Annotated in this window: 22 protein-coding genes; 15 read left to right on the forward strand and 7 right to left on the reverse strand. The window is 58.0% G+C overall.

Annotated elements, in window-relative coordinates; translation table 11 throughout:
* The first annotated feature begins 17 nt into the window (after positions 1 to 17).
* From ACR0JW_RS06300 to ACR0JW_RS06315, 4 genes are read left to right on the forward strand one after another with little or no spacing between them, the layout of a single operon-like run.
* A complete protein-coding gene (locus tag ACR0JW_RS06300) occupies positions 18 to 1,040 on the forward strand; it encodes a betaine/proline/choline family ABC transporter ATP-binding protein (protein WP_170679075.1) in 1,023 nt (340 codons plus the stop codon).
* Positions 1,037 to 3,028 carry an ABC transporter permease subunit gene (locus ACR0JW_RS06305; RefSeq protein ID WP_170679077.1) on the forward strand — a complete coding sequence of 664 codons (1,992 nt, stop codon included), beginning with the start codon at positions 1,037 to 1,039 and terminating at the stop codon, positions 3,026 to 3,028. The genes ACR0JW_RS06300 and ACR0JW_RS06305 overlap by 4 nt, the downstream gene beginning before the upstream one ends.
* Position 3,029: 1 nt before the next feature.
* Positions 3,030 to 3,911 carry a choline/ethanolamine kinase family protein gene (locus ACR0JW_RS06310; RefSeq protein ID WP_170679079.1) on the forward strand — a complete coding sequence of 294 codons (882 nt, stop codon included), beginning with the start codon at positions 3,030 to 3,032 and terminating at the stop codon, positions 3,909 to 3,911.
* An 8-nt stretch (positions 3,912 to 3,919) separates the two neighbouring features.
* Positions 3,920 to 6,364: an FAD-dependent oxidoreductase gene (locus tag ACR0JW_RS06315; protein WP_170679081.1), complete on the forward strand. Its 2,445-nt coding sequence runs from the start codon at positions 3,920 to 3,922 to the stop codon at positions 6,362 to 6,364.
* A gap of 207 nt (positions 6,365 to 6,571) precedes the next feature.
* Here ACR0JW_RS06315 and ACR0JW_RS06320 read toward each other — a convergent pair whose 3' ends face one another.
* The 6 genes from ACR0JW_RS06320 to ACR0JW_RS06345 all read right to left on the reverse strand — a co-directional run bounded on the left by ACR0JW_RS06320 (position 6,572) and on the right by ACR0JW_RS06345 (position 11,630).
* On the reverse strand, positions 6,572 to 7,462 hold the full coding sequence (locus ACR0JW_RS06320) for a DMT family transporter (RefSeq protein WP_170611700.1): 891 nt from the start codon (positions 7,460 to 7,462) through the stop codon (positions 6,572 to 6,574).
* Positions 7,459 to 8,130 (reverse strand): TfuA-like protein, encoded by a 672-nt coding sequence (locus ACR0JW_RS06325; RefSeq protein ID WP_170679083.1) that lies wholly within the window; start codon positions 8,128 to 8,130, stop codon positions 7,459 to 7,461. The genes ACR0JW_RS06320 and ACR0JW_RS06325 overlap by 4 nt, the downstream gene beginning before the upstream one ends.
* Before the next feature lie 44 nt (positions 8,131 to 8,174).
* Positions 8,175 to 9,374 carry a YcaO-like family protein gene (locus ACR0JW_RS06330; RefSeq protein WP_480713701.1) on the reverse strand — a complete coding sequence of 400 codons (1,200 nt, stop codon included), beginning with the start codon at positions 9,372 to 9,374 and terminating at the stop codon, positions 8,175 to 8,177.
* A 99-nt stretch (positions 9,375 to 9,473) separates the two neighbouring features.
* The gene (locus ACR0JW_RS06335) at positions 9,474 to 9,821 is read right to left on the reverse strand and encodes a hypothetical protein (protein ID WP_480713702.1); all 348 of its coding nucleotides are present in this window, start codon (positions 9,819 to 9,821) and stop codon (positions 9,474 to 9,476) included.
* 103 nt (positions 9,822 to 9,924) lie between these two features.
* Positions 9,925 to 10,809 (reverse strand): DUF5666 domain-containing protein, encoded by an 885-nt coding sequence (locus ACR0JW_RS06340; protein WP_480713739.1) that lies wholly within the window; start codon positions 10,807 to 10,809, stop codon positions 9,925 to 9,927.
* Positions 10,810 to 10,811: 2 nt separating this feature from the next.
* Positions 10,812 to 11,630: a DUF6502 family protein gene (locus ACR0JW_RS06345; RefSeq protein WP_170679089.1), complete on the reverse strand. Its 819-nt coding sequence runs from the start codon at positions 11,628 to 11,630 to the stop codon at positions 10,812 to 10,814.
* A 255-nt stretch (positions 11,631 to 11,885) separates the two neighbouring features.
* On the opposite strand from ACR0JW_RS06345, the gene ACR0JW_RS06350 reads away from it, so the two are divergent.
* The 4 genes from ACR0JW_RS06350 (at position 11,886) to ACR0JW_RS06365 (ending at position 16,333) form a co-directional block, all read left to right on the forward strand.
* Entirely contained in the window at positions 11,886 to 13,409 is a 1,524-nt protein-coding gene (locus tag ACR0JW_RS06350; protein ID WP_480713703.1) for an amino acid adenylation domain-containing protein, read from the forward strand.
* A complete protein-coding gene (locus tag ACR0JW_RS06355) occupies positions 13,409 to 14,722 on the forward strand; it encodes a hypothetical protein (protein WP_170679093.1) in 1,314 nt (437 codons plus the stop codon). Before ACR0JW_RS06350 ends, ACR0JW_RS06355 begins: the two co-directional genes overlap by 1 nt.
* A 2-nt stretch (positions 14,723 to 14,724) precedes the next feature.
* Entirely contained in the window at positions 14,725 to 15,495 is a 771-nt protein-coding gene (locus ACR0JW_RS06360; RefSeq protein ID WP_170679095.1) for an enoyl-CoA hydratase-related protein, read from the forward strand.
* 85 nt (positions 15,496 to 15,580) lie between these two features.
* Positions 15,581 to 16,333, forward strand: a complete 753-nt coding sequence (locus ACR0JW_RS06365; RefSeq protein WP_170679248.1) for an aspartate/glutamate racemase family protein — start codon at positions 15,581 to 15,583, stop codon at positions 16,331 to 16,333.
* A gap of 52 nt (positions 16,334 to 16,385) precedes the next feature.
* On the opposite strand, the gene ACR0JW_RS06370 is transcribed toward ACR0JW_RS06365, so the two are convergent.
* Complete coding sequence (locus ACR0JW_RS06370) at positions 16,386 to 17,132, reverse strand: GntR family transcriptional regulator (protein ID WP_480713704.1); 747 nt, start codon at positions 17,130 to 17,132, stop codon at positions 16,386 to 16,388.
* A gap of 96 nt (positions 17,133 to 17,228) precedes the next feature.
* Here ACR0JW_RS06370 and ACR0JW_RS06375 point away from each other — a divergent pair, with 96 nt between their 5' ends.
* The 7 genes from ACR0JW_RS06375 (at position 17,229) to ACR0JW_RS06405 (ending at position 24,882) form a co-directional block, all read left to right on the forward strand.
* Positions 17,229 to 18,479 (forward strand): NAD(P)/FAD-dependent oxidoreductase, encoded by a 1,251-nt coding sequence (locus ACR0JW_RS06375; protein WP_480713705.1) that lies wholly within the window; start codon positions 17,229 to 17,231, stop codon positions 18,477 to 18,479.
* Positions 18,480 to 18,541: 62 nt separating this feature from the next.
* Complete coding sequence (locus tag ACR0JW_RS06380) at positions 18,542 to 19,522, forward strand: TRAP transporter substrate-binding protein (RefSeq protein ID WP_170611680.1); 981 nt, start codon at positions 18,542 to 18,544, stop codon at positions 19,520 to 19,522.
* Between the two features lie 62 nt (positions 19,523 to 19,584).
* Complete coding sequence (locus ACR0JW_RS06385) at positions 19,585 to 20,112, forward strand: TRAP transporter small permease (RefSeq protein WP_480713706.1); 528 nt, start codon at positions 19,585 to 19,587, stop codon at positions 20,110 to 20,112.
* 5 nt (positions 20,113 to 20,117) lie between these two features.
* A complete protein-coding gene (locus ACR0JW_RS06390) occupies positions 20,118 to 21,431 on the forward strand; it encodes a TRAP transporter large permease subunit (protein ID WP_170611677.1) in 1,314 nt (437 codons plus the stop codon).
* A gap of 57 nt (positions 21,432 to 21,488) precedes the next feature.
* Entirely contained in the window at positions 21,489 to 21,923 is a 435-nt protein-coding gene (locus tag ACR0JW_RS06395; protein WP_170679100.1) for a universal stress protein, read from the forward strand.
* Between the two features lie 31 nt (positions 21,924 to 21,954).
* Positions 21,955 to 23,079 carry an enolase C-terminal domain-like protein gene (locus ACR0JW_RS06400; RefSeq protein WP_480713707.1) on the forward strand — a complete coding sequence of 375 codons (1,125 nt, stop codon included), beginning with the start codon at positions 21,955 to 21,957 and terminating at the stop codon, positions 23,077 to 23,079.
* Positions 23,080 to 23,148: 69 nt separating this feature from the next.
* The gene (locus tag ACR0JW_RS06405; protein WP_480713708.1) at positions 23,149 to 24,882 is read left to right on the forward strand and encodes a thiamine pyrophosphate-binding protein; all 1,734 of its coding nucleotides are present in this window, start codon (positions 23,149 to 23,151) and stop codon (positions 24,880 to 24,882) included.
* The last annotated feature ends 4 nt before the right edge of the window (positions 24,883 to 24,886 follow it).

The raw sequence follows: 24,886 nt of genomic DNA on the forward strand, positions 1-24,886 counted from the left end.
CTGACTGGACACACCAGATGACCCCCAAGACAAAACTGTCCTGCCGTAATGTATGGAAACTGTACGGTCCAAATGCGGAATCGCTGCTGCGGCAAAACCCGAACCCATCGGCGGATGAGATTCGCAACGCAGGCGTCATCGGGGCGGTGCGCAACGCCAATATCGAAATCACCGAGGGAGAGATTTTCGTCATCATGGGCCTGTCCGGATCGGGCAAGTCGACTTTGGTGCGTTGCCTGTCACGGCTGATCGAACCAACGGGCGGAGAAGTTCTTTTCGATGACACCGATCTGCTGCGCGCCAACGAGAAAGAGCTGATAGAAATCCGCCGCCACAAGATGGGCATGGTATTCCAGCACTTTGCCCTGTTGCCGCATCTGACCGTTCTGCAAAACGTCATGTTCCCATTGACCATTCAGGCTAAACCAAAAGCCGAGGCAACGGCCAAAGCGCGCGACGTAGTGGAACTGGTGGGTTTGAAAGGACGCGAGGACTACTACCCGCGCGAACTTTCTGGCGGACAGCAACAGCGCGTCGGAATCGCCCGCTCGCTGGTGACGGAACCCGACCTGTGGTTTCTGGACGAGCCCTTCTCGGCCCTGGATCCGTTGATCCGGCGCGAGATGCAGGATGAATTCCTGCGTCTGCAGGAACGTCTGCACAAGACCATCGTCTTTATCACACACGACTTCGAAGAAGCCGTCCGTCTGGCCGACCGCATCGCCATCATGAAAGATGGCCAAGTGATCCAGATCGCCACCCCGGAAGAGCTGGTGATGCATCCCGCCACCGACTACGTGGCCGAATTCACCCGCCATATTCCCCGCTCAAAAGTGCTGACCGTCGGCGGCGTCATGATCGCGGGGGCCAGTGGCGATGGCGATCCCATACCGCAATCAACCCGTGTGTCAGACGTGGCAGAACGGATCATTGCATCGGACACCCCAATCCCGATTTCGGATGAAAACGGCCAGATTGTTGGCGCGATAGATCGCAAGGCCGTGGCGCGTGTGCTGTTCGGCGGCGGAGATGCGGCATGATCCGCCTGAACCGCAGCCAGATTGTCATCCTGACGCTTGTTCTGGTAACGATCCTGCTGGGTTGGTTCGGACGCGATCTGGGCAAGGTGATGGATGCCCGCTGGTTGACGAAATTTCCTTCGGCATGGGTGATCCCGTTCAAAACCTACATTTCCTCTGCCATGACTTGGCTGATCGAGGACGCGGCCATCGGGCCGGTTTCGTTCACCGATATCACACGTGCCATCGCCTGGCTGATTGAACAGCCTTACAACTTTGTTCTGGCGCTGCTTGCCAATGGGTTCGTCAGCGGTTTGGGCAATGACGCTCAGGTCATTCTGCCCGCCATCAGCTGGATCGTGGTGATCACCGCAGTGATCGCGTTGGGCCAGTATTGCCGCGACTGGGCACTGGCCGCGTTGGTTGGTAGCTGTTTCATCTACCTTGCGGTCTTTGGCCAATGGGACAGCGCAATGGTCACATTGGCTTCGGTTCTGATTGCAGTTCCGATCGGCGCGGGTGGGGGGCTGCTGACCGGCATCATCGCCTATCGCCACCCGACCTTCGAACGCATCATCTCACCCATTCTGGATCTGATGCAGACGATCCCGATCTTCGCCTATCTGGTGCCTATCCTGTTCATGTTCGGCTTTGGTCCGATCTCGGCTCTGGTCGCGACAATCATCTACGCCACGCCTCCGATGGTTCGGATCACGACGCTGGCACTGAAAGCCGTTGACCCCGAGATTCAGGACTTCGGGCGCATGGCAGGCACGACACAGCGGCAACTGATGTGGCGCGTTCTGGTGCCCTCGGCCAGTCACAGCCTGATGGTGGGTGTCAATCAGGTGATCATGCTGACGCTGAACATGGTCATCATCGCCTCGATGATCGGGGCCGGAGGGCTGGGGTTCGACGTCCTCGCCGCGCTGCGCCGTCTGGACATAGGCGCAGGGTTCGAAGCTGGCATCGCCATCGTTGTTTTGGCCATCGCGGTGGACCGGCTGAGCCAGGCTTTTGCCGAACGGATGGGGCAGGTGCGTCATGAGGCGCCGGGCTCGTGGGTCGCCCGCCATCGGCGGACAGTTCTCGTGCTGATCCTGCTGGTCGTTACATGTGTTCTGGGCCAGTTTTCACCCCTGCTGCTGGAATATCCCGAAAGCCAGACGATCACCACGGGTGCCTTCTGGGACAACACTGTCGAATACCTGAACGTCAACTATTTCGACACGTTCGAGGCGATCAAGGTCTTTTTCCTGACCTGGTTCATGATCCCGATCAAGACGGTTCTGCTGGGCATCCCATGGCCCTGGGCCATTGCCATGCTGACGTTGCTGGGCTGGCACGCAGGCGGCTGGCGATTGGCGCTGCTGTGCGGCGGTATGGCCTCGCTGATCCTTGTCTCGGGCCTGTGGTCGAAGGCAATGGTGACGGTTTACCTCTGCGGGGCATCGGTCATTCTGGCAACCCTGATCGGAGTGCCTCTGGGCGTGCTGGCGGCCCTGAACAAACGCGCCGGAACGGTGATCAATCTGCTGATCGACACGCTGCAAACTCTGCCCAGCTTTGTCTATCTGATCCCGGTGGTCATGCTGTTTCGGGTCGGCGACTTCACCGCACTGATCGCCATCGTGCTTTACGCAATGGCCCCAGCAGTACGCTATGCCGCGCACGGTGTGCGTTCGGTCAGCGAAGACCTGATCGAGGCCGGGCTGGTTTCTGGCTGTACCCGCACGCAACTGCTGCGCCATATCCGCCTGCCGATGGCCCTGCCCGAAATTCTGCTGGGCATCAACCAGACGATCATGCTGGCCCTGTCGATGCTGGTCATCACCGCGCTCGTCGGTACCCGCGATCTGGGGCAAGAGGTCTATATCGCACTGACCAAGGCCGACACCGGTCGGGGTCTGGTGGCTGGTCTGTCGATTGCCTTCATCGCCATCATTGCGGACAGGCTGATCAATGCAGGTGCCCGGCAGGCCCGTATCCGCTTTGGACTGGAGAGCTAACATGAGCCAATCCGATCTGATGACCCGCATCCGCGATCTGCCAATCTGGCAAGGAGATATTGAGGCCACGCCTCTGACCGGCGGCATCACCAACATAAACTACAAGATCACCGACGACAGCGGTTCCTACGTGGTGCGTGTCGGAGACGATATCCCCCTGCATCAGGTGATGCGCTTCAATGAACTGGCGGCCAACAGAGCGGCCCATGCGGCTGGGCTTTCGCCTGCCGTGGTTCACGCCACAGGTCATCTGACGGTATTGGAGTTCATCGAAAGCCGCACCTTGTCCGAAGAGGACATTCGCCACCCCGACACGCTGCCGCGTGTTCTGGACCTGGTGAAAGCCTGCCATATCGAGGTCCCCAAGCATCTGCGCGGCCCGTCGCTGGTGTTCTGGGTCTTCCACGTCATCCGTGACTACGCAGCTACACTCAAGGAACGCGGAAGCACCCATTCGGCTTTGCTACCGGATCTGGTGAAAATCAGTGACGGGCTCGATGCTGAGGCGGGACCATATGACATGGTTTTTGGCCACAACGATCTGCTCTGCGGCAACTTTCTGGACGACGGTGCCCGCCTCTGGTTGATCGATTTCGACTATGCCGGGTTTAACTCGCCGCTCTTTGACTTGGGCGGGCTGGCTTCGAACAACGGCCTTTCGCCCGAACAGGAAGATTGGGTGCTGGAGACATATTTTGAAACCCCCGTCACTGGCGATCTGCGCCATCGCTACACGGCCATGAAATGCGCCTCGCTGCTGCGCGAAACGATGTGGAGCATGGTGTCCGAAATCACTTCGGATATCGACTTCGACTACGCAGCCTACACAGCCGAAAACCTCGCGCGGTTCCGCGCGGCCCTGACAGACTTCAAAAACACCTGAGGACAGACATGACCGACCTTCCGAAAACAGCCAAAGCCGTCATCATCGGCGGCGGGATCATCGGCTGCTCGACCGCGTATCACCTGGCCAAGCTGGGCTGGACAGATACGGTGCTGCTGGAGCGCAAGAAACTGACCTCGGGTACGACATTTCACGCGGCGGGATTGGTGGGCCAGCTTCGATCGAACGCCAATATCACGCAGTTGCTGGGCTACTCGGTCGATCTGTACAACAAGATCGAAGAGGAAACCGGGCTCGGCACCGGTTGGAAGATGAACGGCGGCCTGCGGCTGGCCTGTAACGAAGAACGTTGGACCGAGGTAAAACGCCAGGCCACAACGGCGCATTCCTTCGGTCTGGACATGCAGCTTCTGACCCCTTCCGAAGCGCAGGACCTGTGGCCGCTTATGGACGTCTCTGATGTGATCGGCGCGGCGTATCTGCCGACGGATGGTCAGGCGAACCCCTCGGACATCACTCAGGCGCTGGCCAAGGGCGCACGCATGGCCGGAGCGAAGATACTCGAGGACACCAAGGTCACCGATATCGAAATCGAAGATGGCAAGATCCGTGCGGTGATCACTGAACATGGCCGGATCGAATGCGAAAAGGTGATCTGCTGTGCCGGTCAGTGGACCCGCACATTTGCCGGCCGTTTTGGCGTCAATGTGCCACTGGTGCCGATGGAGCATCAATATATGGTGACGGAACCCTTTGACGTGCCTTCCAACCTGCCGACCCTGCGCGACCCGGACCGGCTGACATACTACAAGGAAGAGGTCGGCGGGCTGGTCATGGGAGGGTACGAGCCAAACCCGATCCCCTGGGCAACCAAAGGCATCCCGCAGGGCTTCCACTACACGCTGCTCGACAGCAACTTCGATCATTTCGAACAACTGATGGAGCTGGCCCTTGGTCGTGTTCCCGCTTTAGAGAATGCGGGTGTCAAAACGCTGACGAACGGGCCTGAAAGCTTCACGCCCGACGGCAATTTCATCATCGGTGAAGCGCCAGAGTTGCGCAACTTCTTCGTCGGTGCGGGTTTCAACGCCTTCGGCATCGCCGCTGGCGGTGGGGCGGGCATGGCGCTGGCGGAATGGGTCCACAAGGGCGAGCCGCCTTTCGATTTGTGGTCCGCCGACATCCGCCGCTTTGGCCGCCCGCATTTCGACACCGATTGGGTGCGCACCCGCACGGTCGAGGCGTATGGCAAACACTACACGATGGGCTGGCCGCATGAAGAACACGACTCGGGGCGGCCCTGCCGCAAATCTCCGCTCTATGACACGCTGAAAGATCAGGGCGCGTGCTTTGGTGAGAAACTGGGCTGGGAACGCCCGAACTGGTACGCCGATGCCTCGCTGGGTGAAACACCGAAGGATGAATACAGCTTCGGCCGTCAGAACTGGTTCAGTGCCGTGGGTCGCGAACACAAAGCCGCGCGCGAGGCGGCAGTGCTGTTCGACCAGACCTCTTTTGCCAAATTCGCCCTTAAGGGTCCGGATGCGCTGGCCGCTATGAACTGGATCTGCGCCAATGACGTGGACAAGCCCGTGGGCGCGCTGACCTATACGCAGATGTTGAACGACAAGGGCGGGATCGAGTGCGACCTGACCGTGGGCCGCGTCGCGCATGATGAGTTTTACATCGTCACCGGCACCGGCTTTGCCACCCATGATTTCGACTGGATCAGCCGCAATATCCCCGAAGGTCTCAACTGTCAGCTTTTTGATATCACCTCATCCAATGCCGTGCTGTCGCTGATGGGCCCGAAAGCGCGCGATATTCTGGCGAAGGTCACGCGCGATGACGTTTCGAACGACCGCTTCAAGTTCGGCACGATCCGCACAATCGGCATCGCCGGGTGCCCGGTCAAGGCACTGCGCGTGACCTATGTAGGCGAGCTTGGCTGGGAACTGCACCTGCCGGTGGAATATGCCCAGACGGTTTATTCCGCCCTGATGGCTGCGGGCCAGCCGCACGGTCTGGTGAACGCAGGCTATCGGGCGATTGAATCGCTGCGGCTCGAAAAAGGGTATCGCGCCTGGGGTGCGGAAATCGGCCCTGACCACACGCCATTCGAAAGCGGGCTGGGCTGGGCGGTGAAGCTGCGCAAGAACGTCGACTTCAAAGGCCGGTCTGCGTCGGAAAAACAAAGGGCCGAAGGCGTCAAAAAGATGCTGGCCTGTTTCACCGTCGACCCGGATGTTATTCTGCTGGGCCGCGAGACGATCTATCGCGACGGCAAGCGCGTCGGCTGGCTGACCTCGGGTGGCCATGGCTTCACCGTGGGCAAATCCATCGGTTACGGCTATGTCCGCAACCCCGAGGGGGTCGACCCGGGATTTGTAACATCCGGCAGGTACGAGCTGGAGGTCGCTACCCAACGCGTTCCCTGCGAAGTCACTTTGCAGCCGCTGTACGATCCGAAAATGGAACGTGTCAAAGCATAAAAGCGACGATACCGGAAGGTTAAGACCTTGTGGTACCGGTAACGTAACAACAGAAGGGAACGGCCAAGCGCCGATACTGGCTTCAGACGGCGGAGTAACTTCCGCCGCGACGCCGGAACTTCATACTGAACTTTCGAGGTTGCTGAGCGACCAAAACCGAAAAACCGATACCCGTCCGAACCGGAAAGACAGGCGACAAGTTTTGCATCAGAGTCGGTTCTCCTTCCTGGCGGACTGACCAATTGGAAGCGCTGGCAGCAAGCCGCCAATTGCGATCAGCCCTGCCCCGACCCATCCCCAGAAATCCGGCAGGTTGTTCCAGATCGCATAGCCAAAGATGATGGCCCAGATCATCCCGGAGTACTCAACCGGTGCCATCAAGCTGAGCGGCGAAACCGAGCACGCTTTCGTTCGACAATACACGCATAAGGCGCCGAACAGCCCGAGTAGAACAACAAGCCACAAATCCGGCGTCTCGGGCAGGTGGTCCCCAGCCGGAACCAGAAGGACAGCGACCAGAAAAATCGTCAGATATTCATAGCCCGTGATTGCTTCTGGCGTGTCGCGGCGGGACAGGGCGCGCGCCGCCGCAAGACCGAAAGCACTGCAAAAAGCCGCGGCCAGCGGCAGCAAAGCGGCCATGTTCATGCCGACGCCCGGCGGGCGAATAATGAGACATGCACCCAAAGCTCCGGCAACCACCGCTAAGACCTGCAGGACGCTCGCGTGTTCCCGAAAGAACAGGGAAGACAGACACATTGAAATGATCGGGGAAACCATGAAGATGATCGTCACCTCAGCCAGAGGCAGTACCTTCAGACCTGCAATGAAAAAATACATCGTTCCCAAGGTCAGCAAGCCTCGGCCAATCATCAGCGGCCACCGTGGCGATACCATCGAACGCCAGGTCGACGGGGCGATGATCCCGAAGAAAAACAGCAGCCCGAACACGCTTTCGAAGAATATGACCTGAAGCTCAGAATATGTCTGGGCCAGCATTTTTGCGACCGCATCCAGCGCGGACATGAAAAACACGCCCAGCGCAAACAAGATTATCCCGCGCGCGCTCCCTTGAAACTGACGAAGCATGGCGCTCATTGGCCGACCTGGTCGAAAACCGAAGTGCGTTCCAGATAAAACTGCGACGAAAACCTGCCCGGATTCTGCTTCAGGAAGTCCTTCATGAAGGTTAGCATTTCGACCGCATCAGCTTTCTTTACATCGACTTTGCCATGGTCCAGCCAGTCTTCAAAACGGGCGAGTTCCTTTAGATCAAACCCTTTTTGACGACCGTATACGATCATGTTGCAATAGGAACGGTGTGAGAAATATGTCCGGCTCATATGCGCTTCAAAAGCTGCTGCGGTTTCTTGTGAAATGACCCCGTTTTCCAACGCAGCCGCCAGCGTGGCCTTGATGTTCACCAATGGTTCAGACAATGCGGGATAACCCAGTTCGGCGGGTCCGTGGTTCAGGGCGACTTCGTCGTCCCGTGTAATCCGGCCGGTGCGGTAATCCTCGAAAACGCGCCCGATCCCCTTCATGCCGAAATCGCAAAGCTCGGCGGCTCTTAGCGCTCCCATGCTGGCGCTGCCGAAAACGTGAACGCCTTGGTCAAGCGCCCAAAGTATTTCCTTGTGTAAGACCGAAGGTGTCAGCTGAAAGTACCCGTCAATGATACCGATGGCATGGGGGTTGCGCGCTATCACGGCCATCACATCCCCCTGTGCAGCAGGTGGCAGGTATTCAGCGTCAAGAATACTCAATGCTTCACTTTTCCGGATCGTGGGGCCGCAAAATACGAATATGGTCATTGGGCCGGTTCCAGCTGTCTTTGCGCCCGCACCCCCATTGCGTAGCGCGGGTCGTCGCTTGGACCTTCCAGTCCCGGAACAAGCACACGGACCACCGAAATATGTTTGGCCACATAGTCCGCGGTTATGTCGATGATGTATGCGTCGTGAAGTCCAGCATTCTGCAAGCCCGCTAATATCTGATCCAGATCATCATCCGGGGTTGCTGTGTCCTGCGATTTTCTTGACCCGAACTCAAGCTTTCCGGGCCTTGCGATTGTCTCGTAAAATTCCATTTCGCGATAGAACTCTTTTGAAAGGTCATCGCGGGAACCGGTGATCAGCGTCAGCCGTTCCTGTGCGGCTTCTGTCAGCGCGCGGGACAATGCGATTTCACGGCACGGGTGGCAACCGGCACCGACCGAGGGCCGCGGCAGCAGAACCGGCAGGTTTCCTTTCTCGCATGTCCAGACCAGATAGATCGGCACACCAATGTCCGAAGTGACGTCCCAGATTGCCACATCAATATCCGCGTCTTGGAATTTTTCCAGAATAGCAAGAAGTGAGCCGTCGCAAATCGTGTCTTGGTCGACGCGTCGCGCGTCACGATCTGTCCAGGGCAATTGCGACCATAGCGCTATGGCGTCGCGTTCAATGACTTCGCACAAGGCGTGGCAGGCGGCTTCGGCAAAGGTGTTTCCTGACGCCAAACCGTTGGAGCTTGAAAGGAAAAACCCACTGCCGGGCGGCAAAGGCCGTGTGTAATTTGTGTGTATCAGTTCATATGGCGCCCAGGCCCCGGAGTTATCCCCAAGCGCTTTCATCTCCAGCCACAATATCGGCTGAAAGGGATCGAACTGTCTTCCCCTGCATTGCGGCAGAAGATCCGGCTCAACGACATTGTGCGTATACCGGATGTCCTCATAACAGGCGTGAATTACCGGAAAGATGATACGCTCTGCATGAAATATCTCTATGGACTCCATCACCGCCGAGGCGACGGCAGCATCATAAGTGGCCCCCTTCCCCTGCGATACAGCCATCGAGCGGGAATTTGGCCGACACACGACGATTGTCGGCAACCCAACCCGGTCGAGCCCGGTGACATCCGCGATGCGCGTTATCCCGAAAACGGGGAACAGATCGCGCATCAGGTCAACGGTCTGGCCCGGCGGGCGGACCCTGTGTGTGCCTTCGAAATACTGCTTCAAAACCAATCTCTGCCGGAAAGGACAAGGCCCGGGATCTGATCCAGGTTTTATTCCCGGGCCTGTTACCAGAACGCCGGGGTTGGCGTTCTGATCCAGCTGCTAGCCCTAGGCTGCCGGATCATTCTTGGCGCCGTGTTGTGACGGGTCGATCTTGGCTCCGCACTGGGTCGGGTCGATTTTCGCACCATGCTGGGTTGGGTCGATTCTTGCACCAAATAGGGTGGGGTCAATCTTTGCGCCGTGCTGCGCCGGATCAATTCTCGCACCAAGTTGCATTGGATCGATCTTGGCGCCAACCTGAGCAGGACTGGAACGGGGCTTACTAGCGTTGATTTCCGGTGATCTTGAAATTCCGGTCGATGCCTTGACCGGTGTTTCCACTTTTACACCTGTCCGACCGATTGAGATCAGCCTGCCATCTGGCGCGCGAACAATAGTCTGATTATCCAACATGAAGTAGCTCCTTGGGTTAATTGGGTCTCCTGATCCTTTGGATGTCACCCGGAATTGGCGACGCGCCCTATTACCACAAAAAACGGCCAAAATCACGAATGGATCAGCAGCCAAGATCGGCCCGGATCCGGTCCGATTGACGGCTTGTATTCGTGCTGTCCACACCGAGTTGCCCCGCCTGCCCGCACTGGATGACCTGGCTGTTGGGATCAATCATCTCGGGCCTGTCGGTGTACGAAACAAGCCCGCTGCCGAGAACCGTGTAAAGACCACTTGGTTTCGGAACGGATAAATACCCCTGAACCTGCACAATCCCGACAGGACCATCAAACAAGCCGGTTTCGATCCTTTTGGCCTCGATCCCGTCCGACGTCGGCATACCGAACACTCGGATCACATCGCCGGGTTCCAGGTGCTTTGGTCTGATCCCGGTGATCTTGCTGCCTCCGATGACGATATCGCCATTTGGGTCCGGACCCAGATAGGTTCCGCTCAGCCGGGCCTGATGATCCGTGCCGTTTAGCCGTTCGACCCGAGAGGCCAGCAGGTGCCCCCCTTGCCACAAACCGCTGATCGCGACCCAGTCTCCCACTTGCACGTCCGGTTTCTGATCTGCGACTTCAATCCGGGTGCCAAGCACGGTCAGGGTTCCGCCTTTGACATCTGATACTGGGCCGACGACCGGCAGAACCTGCCGGATTTGCCTTGCGTGCCAACCATCACCCCTACGCTCGGCTGTGATCGCGACCGTGTGCCCCGGTTGAAGTGACCCGGTGGCTATTGCCGGAACCGAACCTGCCACGGATGCCTGATCGTCAATCTGAATGCGTAACCCGTTCACATGGATACTGCCGAGATGCGTAATCGTTCCGGCGATGCCGGTGCCAATTATCCCGCCTTCCCGCTCTTCGCTACCCTCTGCGCCGGCGGGGGAGGTCAGTATCAGGATTGTCAGGATTGCGGACAAGGCACGGGCAAACAAGAACATGGTCACTCACTCTTATCCCTGCCTTTGTCCGGCAAGGGCATCACATAAGCGCCCGTCGCAAATCGGCCCGAGTGGCCCTTACCCTGATCCTTGTCCTGCAGGGATCGGGCCAGCGCGTTAATTTCCTGCAACAACGCCTGTGCCTTTTCATCGGATACTTTTCGCAACTCTTCGATCGAGGCCTCTGAGAGATGTGAATACCGGACAGCGCGGTCGAAGTTCCGCCGCGCGCCCGGCTCCGCCAGCAGGTTCTGCGTGGCGGCCAACAGATGTGCCGACAATGTCGCCTGATACGCTGCGACCTGTTCCGCCCCGCCGCCCGATGGCAGAAAGGCGTGGGTCAAAAGACGCAAATCCCCATCCTGTCCTTGTTCGACGATATTCTGGTCAAGCAGGGTTTTCAGAACGGTACCCGGGGCCATGTCGATACGTGCAAGCCGAACCAGATCGTCAAATCCCGGCCCACCCTCGCTGCCCTTTCGCCGCAGTTCTCGCGGCTCACCGGAGTTGTCCTGAAACTCGGGTGATGTCGCCCAATGGCTGATCACCAACGCGGCCGCACTGCAACTGCGCTTTTCCGGCGCTTCATCATCAAGATTGCGCAGGCGTTTTACATCCTTGCGATGCAGCCCCGTCAAAAGGCTGGCGCGGCTGTCGCTCAGAGGTGTGTCTGAACTGTCTTCAACCGCTTTCAGCAACGCCTTTTTCAGCGCCTCGGTCGCGCTGCCAACAGTGACGCCATGCGCGACCATCGCCTGTGCCAAAGGCTCCAGCAAGGCTGGCAACGCGGATTCAAGAGGTGTCTTGGGGGTCGTCGACATTGCGCTACTCATTAAAGGCCTTTGGCGGATAACATCTGTCACGCATTAACACATTCAACGCTTTCGTGACTATTTCGTGATCAATCGTGAGTCATAATGGGAAATTTTCCCATTATCAATATTGTGTGACCCCTGAACCGATAGGAAATTGTCATGCAAGAAATCAACATCTCAGCTTCAAGCAATTTTACCCCTCTTAGCTCCTCAGAATTGCCCCTTCGACAACAGCCAGATGTCCTCTGCCATCTCAGCCCTATGGATCAGGTCCGTTTTCGAAACTTCGGCTGGGGCCCCAAGGCGGAACCACGCCACGCCACAATTGCCGAAGCCTTGCAGCATCAAATGCAGCGGAACCCAAACTCGGTCGCCATCGACTGCGGTGGGCACGAAATAAACTACCGTACGTTGGACCAGGCATCCAACCGTCTGGCCGCCGTATTGCGCGCCCATGGTGTGAAACGTGGCGATGCAGTCTGCCTGTTTTTGCACCGCTCGATCGAAATGGTGGTTGGCATTGTGGCCGCGATCAAACTGGGTGCTGCGTATGTACCACAGCATGTCGGCGTTGCGCCTCCCGAAACGCTCCGGCATGTGGCCGAGGTAACGCACGCGCGCGTTCTGCTCAGCCTCAGTGACCTGGCGGATCAGGTGCCCGTATCGGCAAACCAGACATTGATCACCATCGACACGGTCATGTTCGACCCGCTCCTGGATGCCCCAGCCCCGGATACCCGATACCGGGCGCGACCCGAAGATCTTGCGATGATCCTGTTTACATCAGGTACGACAGGTGTGCCCAATGGCGTTCAGGTCAGCCATGCCAATCTGGCGAATGTCCTGCTGACCGCGCCCGGTGATCTGGGAATGTCCCCGGGCATGAAGGTTGGACAGATACTATCCATCGCTTTCGACATGGCCGCCTGGGAAACACTGGGGGCGCTGTCAAATGGGGCAACGCTGGTCATACGCGGCAAGTCCATTCAGGAAACGGCTGAGCAGGTGGATGTTCTGATCGCCACGCCGTCAATCCTGAACGCGCTGGATCATACACGATGCCAACAGGTCAAAGCCGTGGCCGTGGCCGGAGAACCCTGCCCACGCCCTCTTGCCGACAGGTGGTCGGCATTCTGCACATTCTACAATTCCTGTGGCCCGACAGAAACGACAATCATAAACACGGCCGAGCCGCATCACCCCGGCAAACAGATCCTGTCCATAGGTCGTCCGACACCCAACAACACGGTCTACATTCTGGACGAAAACCTGCGCGCCCTGCCAATTGGCCAGAAGGGTGAGATGTGGGCCGGTGGGGATTGCGTGACAAACGGATACCTCGCCAACTCTGAGCTGACGGATGAGCGTTACCGCCCTGATCCGTTTCGCCCTGGCCATATGATGTTTCGCACCCGCGATCTGGGCCGCTGGACCGCCGATGGAGAGCTCGAACATTTCGGCCGCGTTGATGATCTGGTCAAGATACGCGGCTTTCGGGTGGAACTGGACAGCGTCTCAGGCGCGCTCGAACAGTCGCCCTGCTGCCAACAGGCCGTGACGCTGCAATATGACAGCCGAAATCTGGTAAGTTTCATCTCGCCTGCTTCCGCCTGCCCCAAGCGAGCGGCGCGATCAGTTGCGGACCGTCTGCCCTATTATTGCTGTCCGGCTGTGGTGATGCCGATGGACGCCCTGCCACGGACACCACGCGGCAAACTGGACAAGCGCATGCTGAAGCAACTCGCCCGTGACCACATCGCGCAAACCGGGACGGAGCTGAAGTGATGACAACTCAAACCACAAATCTGCAATCCCGGGGCCTGAACTGGCGGCGGGTCACACGGCACCCTGCGCTGATGGAATATCGGCGACTGGCGGCGCTGGTTGCCGTCGTCAATCTGGGTGTTTTCGTGATGGGGCTGCACCAGGGCAAGTGGTTTCATGATGGTGAGTACGCGCTGCACCTCATCGCGGACATGGCGTTGATCAACCTGAGCATCGGTATCCTGATCCGGCAGCAAAGGGTGGTCAACGCATTGTTCTGGCTGGCGACCCGGGTTCCGGCATCCTGGCCTTTGTGGATTCGCTGGGGTGCCGGTAAGGTCTTTCATTTTGGCGGACTGCATTCAGGATGTACCGTTGCGGGCACGATCTGGTTCGGGTTCTTGCTGTTTGGAATGATCGCGAACAGGGGTGCAGAGGCGGCTTCGCCCTCGGGCCTGACACTGACGCTAAGCGCCGCCATGGTCGTGTTGATGACCGTCATGGTGGTTTCGGCGCTGGGACCGATCCGAGCCCGCTTCCATAATATGTTCGAGAAAATCCATCGCTTCATCGGATGGACCGTCCTGGCGCTGTTCTGGGCTCAGACGGTGTCAATAAGTTCTGACACTGGCGATGCATTGTTGCACAGCACAGCGCTCTGGATGCTTTGCCTGATCACACTGTCGATCCTGTCTCCTTGGCTGACGCTGAAACGGGTGAAGGTTGATATTGTCAAACCGTCGAACCATGCGGTGATTGCCCGGTTCGAATACGGCGACACACCGTTTCCCGGCAGTTCCAACGCCATCAGTCACACACCGTTTGGAGAGTATCACTCTTTCGCCAATATCCCGGCCCCGAACCAGAAAGGCTACCGGCTGGCAATCAGCCGGGCCGGAGACTGGACAGGACGATTCATCGACAACCCGCCTGACAGGGTCTGGGTCAAAGGCATCACGACATCTGGCGTGGCCCGCATTGAGGTTCTGTTCAAAAAGGTCGTTTACGTCGGTACCGGGTCCGGAATTGGTCCGATCCTGCCTCATCTTCTGGCCGGTGATGTGCCAAACAGGCTGATTTGGTCTACCCGAAGCCCCCGAAAGACCTATGGGAACGCGTTGGTTGACGAGATCGAAGCGCATACTGACACCCCTCTGATCTGGGACACCGATGAACGGGGTAAACCGAACCTTTCCGCATTGGCTTTGCAGGCGGTGCGTGACAGCGACGCCGAGGCTGTCATCGTGATTTCGAACCAGAAGCTTACGCGCAAAGTCGTGCACGACATGGAAAGCCTGGGCATCCCCGCCTATGGCGCAATCTGGGACAGTTGATCATGTATGAGACAATTCAGACGGAAATCCACGGGCGTGTTGCCACAATCCGCTTCAACCGGCCGGATCGACTGAACGCCTTGAATTCGCAGGTCATGCATGAGGTGCTGGACGCGGCCACCATCTTCGAGGAAGATCCGGCAATCGGCTGCCTGATCCTGACCGGAAACGAGCGGGCCTTTGCGGCCGGGGCTGACATCAGCGAATTGGCGGTTCAGACCTATGCCAGCATGCAGGCCAGTGACTTCTTTGGCGGCTGGGACCGGTTCGCCGCACTGAAACTGCCAAAGATTGCAGCTGTTGGCGGCTACGCGTTGGGCGGCGGGTGCGAGGTTGCCCTGATGTGCGACGTCATCCTGGCGTCGGACACCGCAAAATTTGGCCAGCCTGAAATCAAGATCGGCTGTATTCCTGGTATCGGCGGCACGCAGCGCCTTACCCGGCTGGTTGGACGCGCCAGGGCGATGGACATGATCCTGACCGGTCGAATGGTGGATGCGCCGGAGGCGCTTCAGATGGGTCTGATCAGCCGCGTAGTACCATCCGAAGAACTTGAACAAACCGCACAGGATGTAGGACGAACCATTTCGGGCTATGCACCTGACATCGCAGAAATGGCACGCGCCTGTGTAAACATGGCCGAACATAGCACGCTGGATGCCGGTCTTCGCTATGAGCGGCAGATGTACCACGCCCTTTATGGATTGCCGGCGCAACAGGAAGGCATGAATGCGTTTCTGGAAAAGAGAGAGCCCCGGTTCCATTCCGCCTGAATTCCAACGATCGGGCAAGATCGGGATTGACTTTCCAAAAATTGTATACAGCTATGCGTACAGTTGCATCCAGTGGGGCCACGCCATGCAGACCTGTTACGGTGGAAAAACGGTATACGGAGCCAACCTTGGCATTCTTATGCTTGAAACGCAGTTTCCGCGCATTCCCGGCGACATCGGAAATGCGCTGACCTGGCCTTTCCCGGTACAGTACCGCGTCGTGCGCAGCGCCACGCCCGAGCTGGTGGTGCGCAATGATGCACGGGAACTGGTGGACCTTTTCATCGAAGCCGCAAAAGACTTGGTTGCCTCAGGCTGCGACGGTATCACGACAAATTGCGGTTTTCTGTCGATTGTTCAGGACAAGCTGGCCGAGGCGGTACGGGTTCCTGTTGCCACATCCTCTTTGATGCAGGCCCCCATGATTCAGGCAATGCTTCCCCCCGAAAAACGCGTGGGCATTCTGACGATCTCGAAAGAAACGCTGACGCCGGCCCATCTGGCTGCCGCGAATGTGCCGGCTGATACTCCGGTCGTGGGCACCGAGGGTGGTCGGGCGTTTACCCGTGATATCCTGGGAGATGCCCCCAAAATCGATTTTGCGGCCTGCCGACTGGATATGCTTGATGCGGCACGGCAACTGGTGACAGAACATCCGGATGTCGGTGCAATCTTGCTGGAATGCACCAATATGACGCCTTACGCGGCGGATGTCTGCAAACTGACCGGGCTGCCGGTGTTCTCGATCTACACCTTCCTGAAATGGTTTCATGACTCGCTTGTACCGGATCGGTTTTCCCCGGAACTGGATGATCCACTGCTTGGGTTGGCGAGGTAGACATCGCACATCCTGACCCCGCTGCATGATACAGTTGGGCAGGACTGTGGGTCTATAAGTTCCCCGGAACGTAGAGTTGGGAAAACGCCACGCGCACCAATTCGACCGTCTGTTCACTGCGGCGTTCAATGTGACGCCGTAAAGCTGCGATCGCGGCGTCTTTGTCCCGTGCCTTCACCGCATTCAGGATGATGCGATGCTGTGACAAGGAAGAGTGATCATAGTCCGGCGTATCCCGACGATCACGCAGCAGCCGCAAGTTTATCATCCTTACATACCGGATGCGTTCGTTCACGTTGTACAGCAGCCGGACCAGTTCATTGTTGCCCGACAGACTTGCAAGCTTGACATGAAACTCTTCGTCCATGCGCAAAAGAACATTCAGATCGCTGCAAACAGAATAGGATTTCTCGGCCTCGTCCAGATAGGCGACAACCTCGGCTATTGCGTTGTCATCCGCTCCTTCAATGGTACGGATCAGCGCCTCGGTCTCAAGCGCGCATCGTAGCTGGTAAAGTTCCAGAATCTTGTCGGGGCTGAGTGGGCGGCAAAAAAACCCTTTGCCAAGCTCGAAAGTCAGGAACCCTTCGGCGGCAAGCCGGTTCAATGCCTCGCGCAGCGGGGTGCGGCTGACATCAAGGGTTTTTGTCAACGCGGTCTCGTTCAGGCGCTCACCTGGCATGAACTCGAAACTGATCGCCTTCTTGCGTAACGCCTCGTAGGCGCGTTCTACGCTTCCTTCGGATTTGGACATCTCATACCCAACAGTTCGGATTTTGCCCGTTCTATCAAAGCGCACGGGAAAAGAAACATTTGTCTTCACAGATTGCGACAGTACTGTATACAGGCTGGAATACGATGCAAGGGGCGATGATTCTCGCCGCAATGGGATGATATGACGTCTGAGGCTCAACAAGTCGTCGTAATTGGCGCCGGGATCGTCGGTGTCTCGACCGCTATCTGGTTGCGCCGCAAGGGCGTCGACGTCACCATCGTGGACCGCAACCCGCCAGGGGATGACAGGGCGACGTCATATGGCAATGCCGGGGTGCTGGCTGCATGCTCAGTCGCCCCTGTCACGGCGCCGGGACTGGTTCTCAAAAGTCCCCGAATGGCCCTGGACCCGAACTTCCCGCTGTTTCTGCGCTGGTCCTATTTGCCACGGCTTGTTCCATGGCTGACAAAATACCTGTCACATGCCAACGACAAGGACACCCGGAGAATTGCTGCCGGGTTGGCTCCGCTGACCTCGGACTCGGTCGAGCAGCACTTTGCCCTGACTAAGGGAACAGATGCCGCGCAGTGGGTCCAAACCTCGGACTACAGTTTCGCCTATCCCGACCGCGCCGCTTTCGAAGCGGACAGCTATACGTGGATGCTGCGTCAAACCGCAGGCTTTGAACCCGAGGTTTTGGAAGGGGACGCCGTTCGCGAGTTCGAACCGAACCTGTCGGAAAATCTGAAACTTCTGGCCGTAATGCATGATCACGGATTTTCACGCAGTCCCGGATCATACGTGGCCGCGCTGGCGATCGAAGCCGAAAAACTGGGGGCTTCGATCCGTCAGGCCGAGGTTACAGATTTCGTGTTCACTGACGGTAAGGCAACGGCCGTGATAACGGACAGCGGCACGCTGCCCTGCTCCAATGTTGTTCTGGCGACCGGTGTCTGGTCCGGTCCGTTGGCGAAAAAGCTTGGACTGTCCGTGCCGCTCGAATCCGAGCGTGGTTACCACATTGAATTCGCGGAGGCGGAAAACGGGCCATCGACCCCGTTGATGATCACCACCGGCAAATTTGTCGCCACCCCGATGGCAAATGGGCTACGCTGTGCCGGTGTCGTCGAATTTGGCGGGCTGAAAGCCGGGCCTTCAAAGGCGCCGCTTGATTTGCTCAGGCGCAAGGTCGAGGAAAGCTTTCCGCACCTCAGGTTCGAAAACATGAACAGCTGGCTGGGCCATCGCCCTGCCCCGACCGACAGCCTGCCGTTGATCGGAGAGATTGGCCATAGCGGAGTTCTGGCCGGGTTCGGGCATCATCATGTTGGCCTGACCGCCGGGCCCAAAACCGGACGCATTCTGGCCGGGCTGGTGACCGGAGAGCGCAGCAATATTGATCTGACCGTCTACGATCCGCAGCGGTTCTGAAGAAACGACCATAAACGCCCCTGAAAATCAGGGGCCGAAAATAGGCAACAAGGGAGTTTGAAATGCCAAATACAATCACCAAAATTGCCGCTGGTGTCGCGGTAGCCACCGTATCAGCGGTATCGGCCAATGCTGAAACCTGGGATATGCCGATGGCCTATTCGGCCACCAACTTCCACTCGGCCACCGGTGCGATGTTTGCTGAATGCGTGACCACGGGAACGGCGGGTGAGTTGACCATTCAAACCCACCCGGGCGGCTCGCTCTATGCGGGTGCGGAAATAAAACGCGCAATCCAGACAGGGCAGGTCAACATCGGTGAGCGTCTGTTGTCCGGTCACCAGAACGAAAACGCGCTGTTCGGCTTTGACTCTGTTCCATTCCTTGCGACCTCGTTCGAGGATTCCGAAAAGCTATGGGATGTGGCCAAAGGCCCGCTGTCCGAACTGCTGGCCGAACAGAACCTTCATCTGCTGTATTCGGTGCCGTGGCCGGGTCAGGGTCTGTATTTCGACCGCGAGGTCAACAAACTGGCCGATGCCGAAGGTCTGAAGTTCCGCGCCTATAACTCTGCCTCGGCCCGCATGGCCGAGCTTGCCGGGATGCTGCCGGTGCAGATCGAAGCCGCAGAAATCAGCCAGGCATTTGCGACGGGTGTGGCACAGGGCATGGTCTCGTCCGGGTCCACCGGTTACGACCGCAAAGTCTGGGAAAGCCTGTCGCATTACTACGGCGTGGATGCCTGGATGCCGCGCAACTATGTTCTGGTGAACATGGATGCCTGGAACGGCCTGGATGACGCGACCAAGAACGTTGTGAACGGCTGTGCCCTTGCCGCGGAATATGCAGGCGACTGGCGTTCGATCCAGTACACCGAGTTCACCGTGAACGAGCTGGGCAAGAACGGCATGACCACCGGCCCCGCAAGCGATGAACTGGCCGCTGAACTGCGCGCCATCGGCGAGACCATGACCGCCGAATGGCTGGAAGCTGCCGGCGAACAAGGTCAGCAAATCGTCGATGCCTTCAAGGCTGCCCAATAATCCCTGCCTGAAACATGTCCCGATGCCGATCCGGCGTCGGGGCGCACAAGAGGAGAATTGCCGTGGCGCTGTTCAATCTGTTGCGCGTTGTTCTGGATGCTCTGTACCGCTGGGCCGGATATGTCGCCGCTGTCTTTCTGATCCTGATCCTGTGTTTCGTCTCGATGCAGATGATCTCTCGATGGGTGGGTGAGGTTGTCGTGGGTGGACCAGATTTCACCGGCTATTGCATGGCCGCCGCGTCGTTTCTGGCGCTGCCCTATGCGCTGAACAGCGGCAGCCATATTCGGGTGAACCTGCTTTTGAACGCGCTTGGACGGTTCCGGCGATTTGGGGAAATCTGGTGTTGGGCAGTTGCCAGTTACCTGACATATCTGTTCGCGCGCTACGCCATCAAACTGACCTATGAAAGCTATCGCTTCAACGACATCAGCCAGGGGCAGGACGCGTGGCCCATCTGGATCCCGCAGATGTCGATGGTCATCGGCACGGTCCTGCTGGCAATCTGCGCCTTCGACAACCTGATCAGTACCCTTTTCACGGGTAAGGACAACATTCGATCCGCCGGGGTCGATGTGCACGCGGAGTAAGCCCAGTGGAACAATTCTACCTCGTCTCCATCTTTCTGTTCGCGCTGTTTGTGCTTTTGGGCACAGGCGTCTGGGTCGCCCTCGCGCTGTTTGGCGTGGCTTACCTTGGACTTGAGATGTTCACATCACGCCCGGCTGGCGACGCGATGCTGACCCGTATCTGGACCGGATCCTCAAGCTGGACACTGACGGCGCTGCCGCTGTTCATCTGGATGGGCGAAATCCTGTTCCGAAGTCGATTATCGCAGGACATGTTTCGGGGTCTGAGCCCGTGGATGCAACGTTTACCCGGTGGCCTGGTCCACGTGAATATCGTCGGCTGCACCATATTTGCTGCCGTGTCCGGTTCTTCAGCGGCTACGCTCACCACCGTCGGCAAAATGTCGATCCCGGAACTGCGCAAACGGGAATACCCTGAATATATGATCATCGGGACCCTGACCGGCGCGGCGACGCTGGGCCTGATGATTCCGCCATCTCTGACCCTGATTGTGTACGGGGTCGCCGTCGAGCAATCGATTTCGAAACTGTTCATGGCAGGCATCCTGCCCGGTATCGTGCTGGCCAGCATGTTCATGGCCTATGTCGCTGGATGGTCCTTTCTGCGCCGTGATGAAGTACCGGAAATCTCCGACCGTATGACCTTTGGGCAGAAACTGAACGAAAGCCGGTTCCTCATCCCGATCATCCTGTTGATCCTGGTTGTCATCGGCTCGATGTATGGCGGCTTTGCCACGGCAACCGAGGCTGCCGCTATTGGGGTTATCGGATCGTTCATTCTGGCGGCCATGCAGGGATCGCTGACCAAGGAGGCCTTCATAGAAAGCCTATTGGGTGCCACCCGAACCTCGGCCATGATCGCCTTTATCCTCATGGGTGCCATTGCCCTGACACTGGCGATGGGCTTTACCGGACTGCCGCGCGCGCTGGCGGAATATATCGAAGGGTTGCAACTGTCGCGCTTCTCTCTGCTGCTGGCGCTGATGCTGTTCTATATCATTCTCGGCATGTTTCTGGACGGCATCTCGTCGGTCGTCCTGACCATGGCGATTGTGCAGCCGATGGTCGAGGGCGCGGGCATCGATCTGATCTGGTTCGGAATCTTCATCGTGGTGGTTGTGGAAATGGCGCAGATTACACCCCCGATTGGTTTCAACCTTTTTGTTATGCAGGGGATCACCCGGCACGAGATGGGATATATCGCCAAGACCGCCCTGCCGCTGTTCCTGATCATGGTGGTGATGGTCTTTGTGATGATCGCTTTCCCGGAACTGGCCACCTGGCTGCCTGACAATATGCGGAACTCGGCTGGCCGGTAACCGGCCGGCCCCTTCCACACTTTATATTCGCCTGTCACAGCAGGGGGGACCCACGTCATGACCCGATCCAAAATACTCGCAGCCGTTGATCTTGTGCACAAAGACAGCGACGCCCACGTCGTTCACGAAGCGATTTCGCTGGCCCGATCCCATGACAGCACGGTCGAGGTGATCTTTGTCATACCGGATCAGGAGCTCAGCTATGTTCAGGGTTACATCCCGGCAGAAATGCACCAGCAGGTACTGATCGAGGCAGAGAATGATCTGGCCGCGTATTGCGCCGACTTCAATTGGCACGGCGTCGCACACAAAACCAGGGTGCTGCGCGGTGTCGTTTACGAGCAATTGATCAACCACGCCGACGATCAGTCAGCAAGTTTCGTCGTGATCGGTGCCAGCAAACCATCGGTCCGGGATTTTCTGATCGGACCAAACGCTGCCCGGGTGTCGCGATACGCCCGTTGCAGCGTGCTGGTCGTGCGGCCGAACTGACCACCATCAACTCTCACTTTCGGAGACATACGTGAGCGACCATAAAATCGAAACTCTGCGCGTTCATCGCATTTCGATCCCCGCCAAAGCTGTCCATTCGCATGGCAGCGGCGACGTTGCAGGTATTAACGTTGCGATATTGGTGTTGGTAACGGATACCGGCCTTACAGGCTGGGGCGAAGCTTCACCCTGGCCTGTCTTTACCGGAACCGCCGAGGCGAACGCCGCCGCCCTTCACGTGCACCTGCGCCCGCATCTGATCGGTCAGGACCCGGTCCAGGTCGAAAAGCACATGAACATGGCGGAGAAGGTGCTGATCGGCCACCCCGAGGCCAAGGCCGCGCTGGAAATGGCGCTGCTGGACATCACCGGCCAGATCACCGGCCTTTCGGTCTGCGAACTGGTCGGCGGTAAAATGCGTGACAGCATGGGGATGAGCTTTTCGGTCGCCAACCCCGATTTTGACGCGGACCTCGATGACATCGCCGCGATGTGGGAAGACGGCGTGCGCATCTTCAAGTTCAAGACCGGTTTTGCCGACCATCGGTTCGACCTTATGCGCTGTGAAAAACTGCGCGAAATCTATGGCGACGAGGCGGACATCCGCATTGACTACAATCAGGGTCTTCCGGCCTATGACGCCGTGCGCTGCATCCGGGATCTCGAGGCGTTTCGCCCGACATTTGTCGAACAGCCCGTCAAGATGCACGAACGTGAAGCCCTGGCCCACATTGCGCATGTAATCGATACGCCGATCATGGCAGACGAAAGCGTGTTTGACCCCAAAGGCGCGCTTTACGGGGCGCAGATCCGGATCGCGGACATTTTCTCGCTCAAGATCATGAAATCCGGTGGTATTCGGCGGACGCTGGAGGTGGCGGCAATCGCCCGTGCTGCCGGAATCGAAATCTATGGTGGCTGCATGTTCGAAACGGGACTGGCCCATGCCGCCGGTGCCCATCTGATGGCCGCCGTACCGGACCTGGTCCTGCAATGCGAATTCTACATGGCGACCTACTACGCCGCCGAAGACATTCTGATCGAACCCTTCCCTGTCAAAAACGGGCGGGTACACGTTCCGACCGGGCCGGGCCTGGGCGTTCAGGTCAATCCTGACATGCTGACAAAATACGCTGTCGCAGAACCTTTGACGTAATCTCAAAAACTTCGGATCGGCTGCATACAGCACTGTGTGCGGTGGTTGATCGGGAAAGGGAACCTACCCATGGAACACCAAGACACAAAGCGCATGAACGGCGCCCAGATCATCCTGAAGATGCTCGAATTGCACGGCGTCCGCCATGTTTTCGGCCTGCCGGGGGAAACCACCATCGGCTGGTACAAGGAATGGCGTGAACACAGCAATATCGAGTTCGTCCTGACCCGCGATGAACGCACCGCATCCTACGCCGCCGAGGCCTATGCGAAGATCACCGGGCGCCCATGCGTTCTCGAGGCCCCCAGCCCCGGCGTCACCCATTGTTCGCCCGGCATCACCGAAGCTTTCCTCAGCTCGGTTCCGGTGATCTTTTTCAGTTCGGACATTCCGATCAATCAGGACAAAAAACACGGTCTGACCGGGGTCGATCAGACCAAACTCTACGACAGTATCTGCAAGGAAAGCTTTGTGCTGACCAACGCCAGGGAAATCCCGTTCCTGCTACGCCGGGCCTTTCGTGTCGCAACCTCCGGTCGCCCTGCACCGGTGCATATCCGAGTGCCGATCAACATCTTCGGAGAAGAGGCGGAGATTGACGATCTCTATGCCGAGGCGGAATACAGCCAATACCCGGCGCACCGCCCAGTTGCCGACCACAGCAAAATCCGCGCTGCAATCGACATTCTTCTGGCTGCCAAAAAACCGGCCATTGTCTGCGGCCAGGGCGGGCTGATCTCAAAAGCCTCCGACGCAGTTCTGGAACTGGCGGAACTTCTGCAAATTCCCGTCGGCACAACAACGCCCGGCAAAGGCACTATCCCAGAAGATCACCCACTGGCGCTGCGCGTCATCGGGGCGCGCGGTGGTATGGAGTATTCCAACCAGTACGTGTTTGAAGCTGACACGATCTTCTTTGTCGGATCAAACACCGACAGCGCTGCGACCGACCACTGGAAGCTGTACGGGGACCCGAAATCCAAGACCTTTCTGCATCTGGATATTGCCGAGGCGCATGTCGGCAACAACTTTCCCGTCAAAGTGGGCATGGTCGGCGACGCGCGGGCCAGCATTGAATACATGGTCGAGATCATCAGGGCCGAGCATCCGAACCTGAAGCGCGACAGGATCGATCTGAACCCGATGAAGAAAACCGCGCTCGACAATGCCTTCAACTCGAACATCCCGATGCCCGAAGGGACGATCTCGCCGGTCAAGCTCAGCCAAGCGCTGGACAAAATAATGCCGGACGACGCCGTGATCACGTCGGAGCCGGGCGTCAGCGCGATCTACCCGTCTGCCCTTCTGACGTTCAAAAAGCCGGGCCGCCGTTACATCACCAACTACTCCATGGGGGCGCTGGGATATTCGGTGCCTGCCTGTCTGGGGGCGTCCTATGCCAATGACGGTCCGGTGATTTCCTTTACCGGTGACGGGTCGTTCGGATTTGTCATTGGCGACATGGAGTCGATCAAGCGTTCCGGCAAAAACGTTACGATTATCCTGACCCGCAACGACACATTCGGCTGGATCCGGGGCGAAGCTATCCTTCTGGACGAAATAGATGAACCGTGGTCCACCGACTTCGGCCGTGTGGATTACTGCAAGGTTGCCGAGGGGTTTGGTTTCCGTACCGCGAAAATCACAAGTGAGTCAGAAATAGAGGCTGTTCTGTCTGAGGCGATCGCCAACCCCGGAGCGAACTTCATCGAAATCATGGTTCCGTCGCAGGACAATATCGTCCCGTTCGTCCCGAACTGGGTGCGCGCCGCGCGGGCCAAAAACCTGCCGCACTTCTACTGACTCA

The sequence above is a fragment of the Ruegeria sp. BG6 genome (assembly GCF_056538465.1).

What these genes read in the sequence shown, in the direction of transcription:
- ACR0JW_RS06300 (WP_170679075.1), top strand. Translation starts at nt 18, where the DNA reads ATGACCCCCAAGACAAAACTGTCCTGCCGTAATGTATGGAAACTGTAC.
- ACR0JW_RS06305 (WP_170679077.1), top strand. Translation starts at nt 1,037, where the DNA reads ATGATCCGCCTGAACCGCAGCCAGATTGTCATCCTGACGCTTGTTCTG.
- ACR0JW_RS06310 (WP_170679079.1), top strand. Translation starts at nt 3,030, where the DNA reads ATGAGCCAATCCGATCTGATGACCCGCATCCGCGATCTGCCAATCTGG.
- ACR0JW_RS06315 (WP_170679081.1), top strand. Translation starts at nt 3,920, where the DNA reads ATGACCGACCTTCCGAAAACAGCCAAAGCCGTCATCATCGGCGGCGGG.
- ACR0JW_RS06320 (WP_170611700.1), bottom strand. Translation starts at nt 7,462, where the DNA reads ATGAGCGCCATGCTTCGTCAGTTTCAAGGGAGCGCGCGCGGGATAATC.
- ACR0JW_RS06335 (WP_480713702.1), bottom strand. Translation starts at nt 9,821, where the DNA reads ATGTTGGATAATCAGACTATTGTTCGCGCGCCAGATGGCAGGCTGATC.
- ACR0JW_RS06340 (WP_480713739.1), bottom strand. Translation starts at nt 10,809, where the DNA reads ATGTTCTTGTTTGCCCGTGCCTTGTCCGCAATCCTGACAATCCTGATA.
- ACR0JW_RS06345 (WP_170679089.1), bottom strand. Translation starts at nt 11,630, where the DNA reads ATGTCGACGACCCCCAAGACACCTCTTGAATCCGCGTTGCCAGCCTTG.
- ACR0JW_RS06350 (WP_480713703.1), top strand. Translation starts at nt 11,886, where the DNA reads ATGGATCAGGTCCGTTTTCGAAACTTCGGCTGGGGCCCCAAGGCGGAA.
- ACR0JW_RS06355 (WP_170679093.1), top strand. Translation starts at nt 13,409, where the DNA reads ATGACAACTCAAACCACAAATCTGCAATCCCGGGGCCTGAACTGGCGG.
- ACR0JW_RS06360 (WP_170679095.1), top strand. Translation starts at nt 14,725, where the DNA reads ATGTATGAGACAATTCAGACGGAAATCCACGGGCGTGTTGCCACAATC.
- ACR0JW_RS06365 (WP_170679248.1), top strand. Translation starts at nt 15,581, where the DNA reads ATGCAGACCTGTTACGGTGGAAAAACGGTATACGGAGCCAACCTTGGC.
- ACR0JW_RS06375 (WP_480713705.1), top strand. Translation starts at nt 17,229, where the DNA reads ATGACGTCTGAGGCTCAACAAGTCGTCGTAATTGGCGCCGGGATCGTC.
- ACR0JW_RS06380 (WP_170611680.1), top strand. Translation starts at nt 18,542, where the DNA reads ATGCCAAATACAATCACCAAAATTGCCGCTGGTGTCGCGGTAGCCACC.
- ACR0JW_RS06395 (WP_170679100.1), top strand. Translation starts at nt 21,489, where the DNA reads ATGACCCGATCCAAAATACTCGCAGCCGTTGATCTTGTGCACAAAGAC.
- ACR0JW_RS06405 (WP_480713708.1), top strand. Translation starts at nt 23,149, where the DNA reads ATGGAACACCAAGACACAAAGCGCATGAACGGCGCCCAGATCATCCTG.